This is a genomic window from Vibrio sp. VB16 (assembly GCF_015594925.2).
Lineage (GTDB): Bacteria > Pseudomonadota > Gammaproteobacteria > Enterobacterales > Vibrionaceae > Vibrio.
This window is the reverse complement of sequence record NZ_CP087590.1, coordinates 2345484-2357616: the sequence shown is the minus strand read 5'-3', so window position 1 is coordinate 2357616 and position 12133 is coordinate 2345484. Positions and strand designations below refer to the sequence as shown.

Here is a 12133-nt window from a genome sequence, read left to right as displayed (position 1 = left end):
TCATGTTCAGTAACTTTAAGCGAGTTGTTTCGCTTGCGTTGCTGGCCAGTGCAGCGAACTTTGTGTTCGCTGCACCAGCTCCAGTATCTGATGTAAGCAACGCATCTTCTTCCGTTAGCTCCATGCCTGAAACCGATGTTCAGCGACTTGAACGTTTGTTGAATAATCGATCTCGAGTGCAACTGCAAATGCAGCAGCAAATCGACGATATGGCACGGGAACTTAGCGAAATGAGAGGGATGGTCGAACGAAATAGCTATGATATGAAGCAGATGTTAGAACGTCAGCGAGAATTATTTATCGAGTTGGACCGTTTGAGAAATGATAAACAGCAACCTGTTGATAATGTAACCCCTGCGACTAGTGGCGGTACAGAAGCCAACGGTGGCGTGTATGCTGCCAATGTGAACGAAGAAGCCGCCTATAAAAAAGCTGTTTACCTCGTCCAAGTGGATAAAGATTACACGGGTGCACTAGCGGCATTTGCTAAGTTTCAAAAAGATTTCCCTAATTCGTCTTACGCAGCCAACTCTCATTACTGGGTTGGGCAATTGAATTACGCTCTAAAAAAAGATGTTGATGCAGCAAAAAGTTTTGCTTCTGTCGTCTCTTACGAAAAATCAAACAAGCGTGCGGATTCACTTGTAAAGCTTGGTGATATTGCAGCCCGCAACGGCAAACCCGCGGTAGCCAATAAATATTATCAACAAGCGATTGATGGATACCCAGGTTCAGCCTCCGCTAAGATGGCTAAATCAAAACTTAAATAAAAAAATAGACCATTTGATGGTCTATTTTTTAGATCTCATCTAGACCTCGTATTTTTTCACTAGTATTCCTGTTTACTCTATCGAGTATCTCTATATGACTAATCATTTAGTCGTAGTGGTAATAGCAATTGTTCAACAGTGGTAGAAAATGAGTCCCCATCAGGTGTACAATGATCGGATTCACTGACGTTGCATAGAGCAAAAGCAATGAGCCACATATTAGATCTAATTGAAACCACCGTTTATCCATTTCCACCAAAACCAACGCCATTGACCGATGAGCAAAAGAAAACGCATCTTGAAAGTATAAAACGTCTGCTGAAAGAGAAAGACGCGGTATTAATTGCCCATTATTATACTGACCCAGAGATTCAGGCTCTCGCGGAAGAGACCGGAGGGTTTGTTGGCGATTCTTTAGAGATGGCAAAATTTGGTAATCGCCACTCGGCGAGCACGTTAATTATTGCTGGTGTTCGTTTTATGGGTGAGTCTGCTAAAATACTCACCCCAGAAAAAACCATCTTAATGCCAACCTTAGAAGCAGAATGTTCCTTAGATTTGGGCTGTCCGGCAGATAAATTCACAGAATTTTGCGATGCTCATCCAGATCATACGGTTGTGGTTTACGCCAATACGTCGGCAGCGGTTAAAGCGCGCGCAGATTGGGTTGTTACCTCAAGTATTGCCTTAGAAATCGTCGAACATCTCGATGATGAAGACGCAAAAATCATCTGGGGGCCTGATCGTCATTTAGGATCTTATATTGCCAATAAAACAGGTGCGGAGATGCTTCTGTGGCAAGGAGAATGCGTTGTACATGACGAGTTTTCTGCTAAAGCTCTAAAGGAGATGAAAGCCGTTTATCCAGAAGCTGCTATTTTAGTGCATCCTGAATCTCCAGCATCGGTTGTTGAGTTGGCTGACGCAGTCGGTTCTACCAGTCAACTTATTAAGTCAGCAAAAGAACTACCGAATAAGCAACTCATTGTTGCAACAGATAAAGGTATCTTCTTTAAAATGCAGCAGTTAGTTCCTGAGAAGGAGTTGATGGAAGCCCCAACCGCCGGAGCAGGCGCGACATGTCGAAGTTGTGCTCACTGTCCTTGGATGGCCATGAATGGTTTAGCCGCGATAGAAAGTGCCTTAACGGGGTCGTCAGACAAGCATGAAATCTTTGTAGATGAGCAGATTCGTGTTAAGTCACTCATACCTTTGAATCGCATGCTGGATTTTGCCGAGCAGCTACAAAGCTAATCTAGGGTTGAATACGGATCAGTAGGTATTGCTTTCGCAAAAACTATCGTCATCCCCATGAAAACCTACGTCATCCTCATGAAACCTATCGTCATCCTCATGAAACCAACGTCATCCCCATGAAAATGGGGATCTAATATCACCAAGATTCCCGTTTCCACGGGAATGACGAAGTATTTAGCATTATACGAACGTGGAGAATCGATGTATTTTGTCGACCTTTTGAATAAAAAAAATGTCCGTTTCACGGAAATTTAGGAGCGATGGCAATAATGCTCGGTCTCGGTTATTGCGACTCTGCGAGTTCCACACCGCGCTGAGTCAAGCCACACAGCATGACCGGAATGGCATTATAGATCTCTTCAAATTGCTCTAATCCCTCTACGCCATGTTCTTTTAACGTCTCAATGGCCGTTTCTGGGTCGTAAAGAAGACTTAAAGAGAGTAGCACCCCCCCAAGCAGTGCATTGTCTTCGCTATGCTCAGGCATTAAGGTTTCCCAATCATCTCTGGCGAGTTGCCATCCCTGAAGCGCCCCCTCTGTAAACGCGCGCGCCTCTTCAGAAATAATCTCCTTTTCGTCAAGCGTATAACCCGCTGGCCATTGCCATGTGCCGTCGAGTAGAGCAGGGCGAGTTGTGTTCCAAAGTGCGATCAGCAAATCAGCGTACTGCTCAAATTGGACGCCATCGGTAAATGGCGCGACTTCTTCTCCGCCCCATAGGAATGGAATCCACTCTGTTGGGTCAAGCACATTGGGCGCGGCAGCCATAGCCGTTATGAAACCATAGGTTTGTGCTTCACCGAGGAGTTTGCCTTCAAGTTCAGGTTGTTGAAGTAATTCTTTTAGTGTCACGGTATTTTCTCAGAAAAATTTGATGGGCTATACTAACACAGCTCCGAATCTCTCTTCACCATCCCTACCTGCGTATGGTTATTCTTTGTACCTTATTTTCTTGATTGACTAAAAAAAGCGCGATCTGTATCACGCTAGAGGATCATGCTAATTTTTTTTAAAAAAATAGTACAATATTCAAAACAATATTTTAAAAACAGTATATAAATTCAGTTAAGATCTGTTCTAATAGCACGATAAGCTGGATTGTTAGCCATAAGCCAGTGTTAAGTTAATGTTATTTATTATTTTGGCAGTGTATTGTTTTGTAGAGGAAGAAAATGAAATCACGTGGTCCTTTTTGCCTTAGGAACGTAGCAGCAGACACCTTTGCTATGGTGGTGTTTTGTTTCGTCTCAGGAATGATGATTGAAATTTTTGTGTCTGGAATGTCTTTTGAAACATCGCTGGCTTCGCGTCTGGTGTCGATACCCGTGAATATCGCGATAGCGCTTCCGTATGGTATTTTCCGTGACTGGGTGTTGAAGCAAGGCGCGAGGCTATCGTTGTCCTCTTTTATGAAAAATAGTTCTGATCTCATCGCGTTTGTTGCATTTCAATCTCCTGTCTATGTTGGCATTTTACTTTTCGTTGGTGCTTCGACAGACCAGATTATCACTGCGGTATCCACCAATGCCGTAATATCATGTGGTATGGGGGTTCTTTACGGCTATTTTCTTGATATATGCCGTAAGTGGTTCCGTGTGCCAGGGTATGTATCTCAGGCTTAGGTTCTTCATTCCTAGCATTTGTAGGTGATTACCTCTGCGTTATCAATTTTGAGGTCGAGCCGCTACCTTTAGAGCCTGTGTCTTACATGAATTCCCGACAATTCGCTGCAAAATAGCCTCTAAAAATCAACGGACCCTAGGGTTATTGGTTATTTTTACTTATACTAGCGGACGTTATATTCAATTAAGAAAAGGAACGGACGTGAAAGCAGAACAGCGGCACCAAGAGATTATTCGATTGGTTGAATCGAATGGAGAAGTCAACACAGACGAACTTGTCGAACGGTTTAGTGTTAGCCCTCAAACGATTCGCAGAGATCTGAATGAGCTTGCGGAACTCAATAATCTTCGCCGGACCCACGGTGGCGCGACCAACCTTTCTAGCTCTGAGAACTCCAGCTATAGCAATCGTAAAGTCATGCATCCGCGACAAAAAGAGCTGATAGCGGCAACGATGGCAAAGCACATCCCCAATGGATCAACGTTATTTATTGATATCGGTACGACTCCAGAAGCCTTTGCAAGGGCTTTGACCGTAGGACATAGCGATCTTCGTATTGTGACCAACAATATTAATGTGGCGATGATACTAATGGAACGCCCTGATTTTAAGGTGATTCTTGCCGGTGGTGAGGTGCGGAATATCGATGGTGGCGTAACAGGTGAAGCGACGTTAGATTTTATTTCACAGTTCAGACTTGATTTCGGTGTGCTTGGTATAAGTGGGATCGATAACGATGGGTCGTTGCTCGACTTTGACTATCATGAGGTTCGAGTTAAGAAAGCTATAATAGAAAATAGCCGTCAAACACTATTGGGCGTTGACCATTCCAAATTTGGACGCAATGCCATGGTAAAACTTGGTAATTTGAGTGAGATAGATTTAGTGGTCACTGATCAATTACCACCAGAACCATTAGCTTCACTCCTTGCCGAGAGTGAAACACAAATAGAGGTCGTTACCTTATAGCGGTGCCTCGACTGGGTCCAACCCATCAAACAAATAGAAGGGCCACAATAGTGAACTATTGTGGCCCTTTTAGATCGTAAGTAATGTTTTGTATTGGAACCTAATTACACATCTAATATGTTATCGGACAGACCTTATGCAGACGCTTCTGCGGCTTCCAATTTTTCTTTCTCTTCTTTTTCTTTGTGGAATTTCTTCTCACCAAAGTACGCGTATGCTAAGCAAACGATAGATAAGCCACAAGATACAGTAAGCAAGGTGAAGCCACCATCCCAACCAAAGTGGTCAACGGTATAACCTAGAACCGCATTTGCCGCAACAGCACCACCAAGGTAACCGAATAGACCGGTGAGACCTGCTGCAGTACCCGCCGCCTTTTTAGGCGCAAGTTCAAGTGCGTATAAACCGATCAACATTACCGGGCCATAAATTAGGAAACCGATAGCAACAAGAGCCGCCATGTCGATGCCTGGGTTACCTGGAGGGTTGAACCAGTAAACAAACACTGCAATGGTCACAAGAAGCATGAATAAGATACCTGCCGGAGCACGACGTCCCTTAAACATTTTGTCAGAAATCCAACCACACAAAAGTGTTCCTGGAATACCAGCCCACTCGTACAAGAAGTACGCCCAAGATGATTTATCGACACTAAATCCTTTTGCTTCTGAAAGATAGGTAGGAGCCCAGTCAAGAACACCATAACGGATCATATAAACAAAGGCGTTCGCGATAGCAATAGACCAAAGAAGTTTGTTGTTTAATACATACTTAAAGAAAATTTCTTTTGCCGTCATTTCTTTTTCGTTTGATTCATCGTAGCTATCTGGATAGTCATCCTTAAATTCTTCAATTGGGGGTAAGCCACAAGACTGAGGAGTATCGCGCATGGTAAACCATACAAAGACAGCAACAAGAGAAGCGAAGAAGGCCGGAACATAAAAAGCGGTATGCCAATCGTCGTTAAATAGCCACAAGCCCAATATGAACAAAGGACCAATTAAACCACCACCGACATTGTGGGCTACATTCCATACAGAAACTAAGCTTCCACGTTCTTTGCGAGACCACCAATGCACCATTGTTCGGCCACAAGCTGGCCAACCCATACCCTGAAACCAACCGTTCAAGAATAGGAGAACAAACATTGCGGTAACACTGCTTGTTGCCCATGGCATAAAGCCAAAGCAGAACATAACAGCGGCGGACATGAGCAGGCCGAAACTCAAGAAATACCTCGGGTTGGATCGGTCTGAAACGTTACCCATTAGGAATTTGGACAACCCGTATGCAATGGAAACAGCAGATAATGCCACACCCAATTGTCCACGGGTAAACCCTTGTTCGATCAAAAATGGCATTGCAAGGCTAAAGTTTTTTCGTACAAGGTAGTACCCAGCGTAACCAAAGAAGATACCCATAAACAGCTGCCATCTATATCGGTTATAGCTGGCACCTATCTGGTCGTCAGGTAGACGCTCTATATGTGTTTTAGGTTTAAATATACCAAACATTATTATTTACCTATATTTTGAGTTATTAGACTTAAACGAACGTGAAATGTTCGAACGAGCAGATTATGGACAAATACAAAATAAAAGATGAGAGGTAGATTCACTTTATTTAATTCGCGCTTAAAAATAATAAAACTCTAGATACTAGTTCAATTCTTAGTGTTAAAGACTAGTTTATCTATGATTAAAGTTATTAAAATCGTTACGGAAATATTACAAGGATAATAGTTGCAATGTTCACTCCTCTTTCATTAGAATGTAAACGAAAATAAAAAATGTTCGTTTTAACCATTGTTAACTTAATTTTGAGCGCGTTATGAATTCATATGTTCGATTTGAAACAGAAGTCGTTATCATCGGCGGAGGAGCAACAGGCACGGGCATAATGCGGGACTGTGCTTTACGCGGAATAAATTGCATATTATTAGAGAAAGACGATATCGCATCCGGTACCACAGGTAGAAACCATGGATTACTTCATTCTGGAGCACGATATGCGGTAACAGATCCTCATTCTGCAAAAGAGTGTATCCAGGAAAATCGAATCCTAAAGTCAATCGCCCGACACTGTGTAGAGGATACGAGTGGTCTTTTCATCACCCTCCCAGAAGATGATATTGATTTTCAGCAAACATTCATACGTGCTTGTAGTGAAGCAGGAATAGAAACAGAGCAGTTAACCACCAAAAAAGCGCTTCAGTTGGAGCCGCACGCCAACCCTAAAATGTTGGGCGCAGTAAAAGTGCCAGACGGCACACTTGACCCCTTCCGATTATGTGCCTCCAATGTCTTGGATGCTAAAGAACATGGCGCTCAATTGTTCACTCACACCACGGTGACATCGTTGATTATTGAGGGCGACAGAGTTGTCGGTGTACGCTGCTTTAATTCGCAAAAACATGTTGCGTATGAAGTGTATGCAAACGAAGTCGTCAACGCGGCTGGCATATGGGGGCAGAACATATGCGAATACGCTGATCTTGGGATAAAGATGTTTCCGGCGAAAGGCTCGCTGCTTATCCTGGATTACAGGATTAACAATTTGGTCATTAACCGTTGTCGAAAGCCGTCAGACGCCGATATTTTGGTGCCCGGAGATACTATTTCCTTAATTGGAACAACGTCGGAACGTATTGATTATGACCAAATTGATAACCTTTCAATTAGGCCAGATGAAATAGACAGGCTTTTAGTTGAAGGCACAAAGCTTGCGCCTATCATGCAAAATACCCGTGTGTTAAGAGCTTACGCTGGCGTTCGTCCATTGGTTTCTCTAGACGGTGACGAGTCTGGACGGAATATCAGTCGTGGTATCGTGTTATTAGATCACGCAGAAAAAGACGGCTTAAACGGTTTTACTACCATCACTGGTGGCAAATTAATGACCTATCGCTTAATGGCCGAGCAAGTCACCGATGTCGTGGCGAAAAAATTAGGCAATACTAATGCCTGTATTACGGGGACTCGCCCGCTACCTGGTTCTAATACCACACCAAAACCAATCAAGCGTAGTGCCAGCATTGCAAAACCAGTTTATGAGTCAGCGGTTTATCGTCACGGTGAAAGGGCTCACGCGTTTTTAAAGCCAGACAGTAAAAGCCAAGCCGTAATTTGTGAATGTGAAATGGTCACCGTTAGCGAAGTGGAATATGCAATTAAAGAGCTTGATTGTAAGAATATAGAAGATCTACGCCGTCGCACCCGTTTAGGTATGGGACCATGTCAAGGTGAGCTATGTACCTACCGAGCGGCTGGACTATTTAATGAGTTTGGCGGTCTTAATGGCGTCGATAGTAGTCAACTATTGGTCGATTTTATGGAAGAGCGTTGGAAAGGAACAAAACCAATATTGTGGGGGGACGCATTGCGAGAAGCCGAATTCAGCTACTGGATCTATGAAGGTTTACTCGGCGCATCGGAGTTGACGTCTACTCACAACCCAGTTAAATCGGGAGAGTCATAATGAATTATGATGTCATCGTAATCGGTGGAGGAATGGCAGGGTACACCTCGGCTATTCATTGTTTAGAACAAGGGTTGAAAACCGCGCTGGTGAATAACGGCCGAAGTGCATTGCATTTTTCATCTGGTTCGGTGGATTTACTCTCTGCTACGCCATCGGGCATCCCTGTACGTTTTCCTTATCCAGCAATAGCCAGTTTTCCATCAGAATACCCAGAACACCCTTATGCAAAAATAGGACAAGAACACGTCTCTGGTGCCGTTGATTGGTTTACCGAGATGATGAACCGTGCAGGCGTATTGCTTAACCAAACAGAAAACAATGAAAATCATCAACGTATTACCACGTTGGGAACCTTAAAAAGCACCTTTCTTTCTCAACAATTCGTCGAACAGATTGGTTTTAATCGGTCTCAAAATAGCTTCGATCGAATTGTATTGGTGGCGATTGAGTCGTTTCGTGATTTTCAGACTCAGGTTGTTGCAGACAACCTGCTTTCGACCCCAATGTTTAGTCGCACGCCTATTGTTCAATTACCCGTCGATGTATCGAACCACCTTAAAGGGGAGGTGTCGATAAACAACTATAGGTCGACAGATTTTGCCAAGCTGCTTAACAACGAAGCAAGCTTCAACGATTTCGCTAATCAGATAACGGCAGGCGCGACCGACCGAGATCTCGTTATTATGCCGTCCATATTTGGCGCAATGCAAGGCGTGGAACTATTACAGAAATTGAAAGCGCGCACGGGCCTTACGTTTCATGAAGTAGCGACGATGCCGCCGTCATTAATGGGAATTCGACTAGAAGAAACACTGGAAAGACATTTTGTCAAACTGGGTGGCGTGCAATTAAAAGGAGACAGCGTTGTTCGAGGCGAGTTCTCACAATCAGACCGTGGTTTTCAGTTAGAAAAAGTGTGGACAAGAAACTTACGCGATTACGCACTAACCGCAGAGGCATTTATTTTGGCCAGTGGCAGCTTTTTCAGTAATGGATTACAAGCCCAGCGAAATCGAATAATTGAACCAGTGTTTGGATTGGAAATTTGCAGCACAGGTTCAAGGGCAGACTGGCACAGCGACACCTTTTTCTCACCAAGTTCTCATGAGTTCGTCTCTTTTGGCGTAGAAACCGATCGCCATTTTCGACCTAGAATGACGAACGGTACCGTTGAGAACTTGTATTGTTGTGGGTCAATTTTGGCACATTACAATCCGATATTAGAAGGATCCGGTGGTGGGGTGGCGATTGCCTCAGCACATGCTGTCTCTAATCAAATTATCCACAATCATAACCAAGCTAAACTGGAGGAAGCGACATGTTAGAAGTAGCGAATGACACCAGTTTTGATCAGTGTATTAAATGTACCGTTTGTACGGTGTACTGCCCGGTAGCAAAGGCTAACCCGTTGTTTCCTGGCCCCAAACAAGCCGGGCCCGACGGGGAACGGTTACGACTTAAAGATCCTCAATATTTTGATGACGTACTTAAGTATTGCACCAACTGTAAACGTTGCGAAACTGCCTGTCCTTCAAATGTGCGAATAGGCGATATCATTGCCGTTGCCAGAGGGAAGTATGGAAAACTGTCAGCCAGCCCTAAAACAGTGAGAGATTTTGTTTTAAGTCATACCGACCTATTTGGTTCAATAGCCACCCCTTTTGCTCCTCTTGTTAACGCCGCAACAAGCATGCCCATCGTTAAGAAAGTGATGCACAAAACGGTTGGCGTACATGACCACAAATCACTTCCAAAATATTCTCATGGCACTTTTCGTCGTTGGTATAAAAAGCAGTGCCCTGACCAATCATCATTTAAGCGTGGCGTCAGCTTTTTTCATGGTTGTTATGTCAACTACAATCATCCACAGTTGGGCAAAGATCTGATCACTGTTTTGAATGCGATGGATATTGGGCTTCATCTGCTCGACGATGAAAAATGTTGCGGTGTACCTTTGATTGCCAATGGCTTCCATAAAAAGGCACAGAAGAATGCCCAATTTAACGTTAAGCAGCTAGAAAACTCAGTAGAAACGTATCAACGAGACATTGTTTCTACTTCATCTACCTGCGCATTTACACTTCAAAATGAGTATCCCCATGTATTGGGTGTAAACAATGAACGAGTGGTAGACCGCATACAGTTTATTACGCGCTATTTATTGAAGGAATTTATGAATGGGAATACCCCAAAAATGAATCCTATAAATAAGAAGGTGGTTTATCACACTCCGTGTCACCTCGAACGCAGTGGAAATACAATATTCACGATTGAACTACTTAGGGCGATACCGGGTTTAGAACTGATCGTATTGAACAGTGAATGTTGTGGTTCTGCTGGTACCTATGGGTTTAAAGAAGAAAACTACGAGGCATCTATGGAGATAGGCAGTGGGCTGTTTAACCAGATAGCCACTGCGGATGCCGATCTCGCTATCACTGATTGTGAAACCTGCAAATGGCAGATAGAAGAAAATACGGACTTAGAGTGTATTCACCCGGTGTCGTTAATTGCCCAAGCGATAAAAGATGTATCGCTATCTTGATCTAGAAACGCCAAATTCACTTGCGTCCTATTGGAACGGTGAATAAATACCAAGCCTCTGAATCAGTGGCTTGGTATGATGCTTATTTTGTTGCTCGGTAATTGGGGTCAGTCCAGCAGCGAGGCAGTTCCTCACCAGACATAAATACCAAATCAGACTTTTTAAAAAGTTCGGGGTCTTGCTCTTCCTGACCCGCTTGATACTGACCGACGACATTTTCGTGAAACAAACTCGTCAGATCTTTCGTTTCGACGATATCTATTAAATCGCCGCTGGCTCTTTCCTTCAAAAACATGTCATGCCCTCCTTTGAAAGCTATCACCTTTAAGTATATTACCCAAAGTGAGAATGTGTTCTATTATTATTTACCTTGACTAAATAAACCGTAGATCTACGCTTATAATGAGTAAAATTAAAATGGAACCATTATGTCAATTGCCTCAATAGCAAATAGTGTTAGCGAACTGATTGGTAATACTGATCTTGTCAGAATTAATAGCCTTTCGGATATATCAGGTTGTGAGATTCTTTTAAAATGCGAACAACAGAACCCGGGAGGTTCAATTAAAGACAGAGCCGCGCTGCAATTGGTTAAGGATGCGGTTGAATCGGGGAAGTTAACACCGGGAATGACCATTGTTGAAGGGACGGCGGGCAATACGGGGATTGGTTTAGCACTGGTGGCTAAATCTCTTGGTTACTCTATGTTGGTGGTGATGCCCAAAGGACAGGCACAAGAAAAAGAACGGATGATTAAGTTGTATGGTGCCGATCTGTTGTTGGTTGATCCTTGTCCATTCTCGGATCCAAACCATTTTTATCACACAGCAAAGCGATTAGGCGATAAACATGAGGATTATTGGTGGGCCGATCAGTTTGAGAACCTAAGCAATTACCGAGCGCATTACCTAAATACAGGGCCTGAAATATGGCGTCAAACGGCAGGGAAAATAGATGCGTTAGTGTCTGTGGTTGGAACAGGTGGAACGTTAGCCGGAAATTCTCATTACCTATCTGAACACAACCCAAATTTGAAGACATGGTTAGTCGACCCAGACGGTTCCGGTATCTACTCCTTTCTGAAAGATGGCCAGTATACATCGAAGGGCAGCTCATTCACTGAAGGTATAGGGATCATGAGAACGGTAGAAAACTTTAGACAAGCAAAAATTAACCACGCTATCACCTTACCCGATCAAGACCTTGTCACCATTTCTCGTTTAGTGAGTCAACATGACGGAATTCTATTAGGCAGTAGCTCCGCACTCAATGTCGCCGGCGCGCTCTACGCGGCCGCTAAAATGGGAGCGGGTAAGACAATCGTTACTTTTTGCTGTGACCTTGCCGAACGGTCATATTCAAAGTTATTTAACGAGGATTTTTTAAGTGAAAAGAAAATCGAGTTAAATAACGAGAATTTGCACGAGATATTTACGCGGTATCGCGAGCACGACTTGAATCATATCGTTAATGTCGCACAACCTTAGC

Annotated in this window: 11 protein-coding genes; 8 read left to right on the top strand and 3 right to left on the bottom strand. The window is 43.5% G+C overall.

Annotated features, from left to right (window positions below; translation table 11 throughout):
* Positions 1-2 precede the first annotated feature (2 nt).
* Positions 3-770, top strand: a complete 768-nt coding sequence (gene ybgF / locus IUZ65_RS10605) for a tol-pal system protein YbgF (RefSeq protein WP_195703697.1) — start codon at positions 3-5, stop codon at positions 768-770.
* Positions 771-977: 207 nt separating this feature from the next.
* Positions 978-2024, top strand: coding sequence for a quinolinate synthase NadA (gene nadA / locus IUZ65_RS10600; RefSeq protein ID WP_195703696.1), 1047 nt, complete (start codon positions 978-980; stop codon positions 2022-2024).
* A 286-nt stretch (positions 2025-2310) separates the two neighbouring features.
* On the opposite strand, the gene IUZ65_RS10595 is transcribed toward nadA, so the two are convergent.
* Positions 2311-2880, bottom strand: a complete 570-nt coding sequence (locus tag IUZ65_RS10595) for a UPF0149 family protein (RefSeq protein ID WP_195703695.1) — start codon at positions 2878-2880, stop codon at positions 2311-2313.
* Between the two features lie 320 nt (positions 2881-3200).
* On the opposite strand from IUZ65_RS10595, the gene IUZ65_RS10590 reads away from it, so the two are divergent.
* Entirely contained in the window at positions 3201-3650 is a 450-nt protein-coding gene (locus IUZ65_RS10590) for an L-alanine exporter AlaE (protein ID WP_195703694.1), read from the top strand.
* 202 nt (positions 3651-3852) lie between these two features.
* A complete protein-coding gene (locus IUZ65_RS10585; RefSeq protein WP_195703693.1) occupies positions 3853-4620 on the top strand; it encodes a DeoR/GlpR family transcriptional regulator in 768 nt (255 codons plus the stop codon).
* 134 nt (positions 4621-4754) lie between these two features.
* Here the strand turns inward: IUZ65_RS10585 and glpT are convergent, their stop codons facing one another.
* A complete protein-coding gene (gene glpT / locus IUZ65_RS10580) occupies positions 4755-6134 on the bottom strand; it encodes a glycerol-3-phosphate transporter (protein ID WP_195703692.1) in 1380 nt (459 codons plus the stop codon).
* Between the two features lie 316 nt (positions 6135-6450).
* On the opposite strand from glpT, the gene glpA reads away from it, so the two are divergent.
* From glpA to glpC, 3 genes are read left to right on the top strand one after another with little or no spacing between them, the layout of a single operon-like run.
* Positions 6451-8097: an anaerobic glycerol-3-phosphate dehydrogenase subunit A gene (glpA, locus tag IUZ65_RS10575; protein ID WP_195703691.1), complete on the top strand. Its 1647-nt coding sequence runs from the start codon at positions 6451-6453 to the stop codon at positions 8095-8097.
* Positions 8097-9425: a glycerol-3-phosphate dehydrogenase subunit GlpB gene (gene glpB, locus IUZ65_RS10570; RefSeq protein WP_195703690.1), complete on the top strand. Its 1329-nt coding sequence runs from the start codon at positions 8097-8099 to the stop codon at positions 9423-9425. Before glpA ends, glpB begins: the two co-directional genes overlap by 1 nt.
* Entirely contained in the window at positions 9419-10645 is a 1227-nt protein-coding gene (gene glpC / locus IUZ65_RS10565; protein ID WP_195703689.1) for an anaerobic glycerol-3-phosphate dehydrogenase subunit GlpC, read from the top strand. Before glpB ends, glpC begins: the two co-directional genes overlap by 7 nt.
* An 82-nt stretch (positions 10646-10727) precedes the next feature.
* Here glpC and IUZ65_RS10560 read toward each other — a convergent pair whose 3' ends face one another.
* A complete protein-coding gene (locus IUZ65_RS10560) occupies positions 10728-10940 on the bottom strand; it encodes an acetyltransferase (RefSeq protein WP_195703688.1) in 213 nt (70 codons plus the stop codon).
* A 133-nt stretch (positions 10941-11073) separates the two neighbouring features.
* Between IUZ65_RS10560 and IUZ65_RS10555 the strand changes: the two genes are divergently transcribed.
* The gene (locus tag IUZ65_RS10555) at positions 11074-12132 is read left to right on the top strand and encodes a cysteine synthase A (RefSeq protein ID WP_195703687.1); all 1059 of its coding nucleotides are present in this window, start codon (positions 11074-11076) and stop codon (positions 12130-12132) included.
* Position 12133 lies beyond the last annotated feature (1 nt).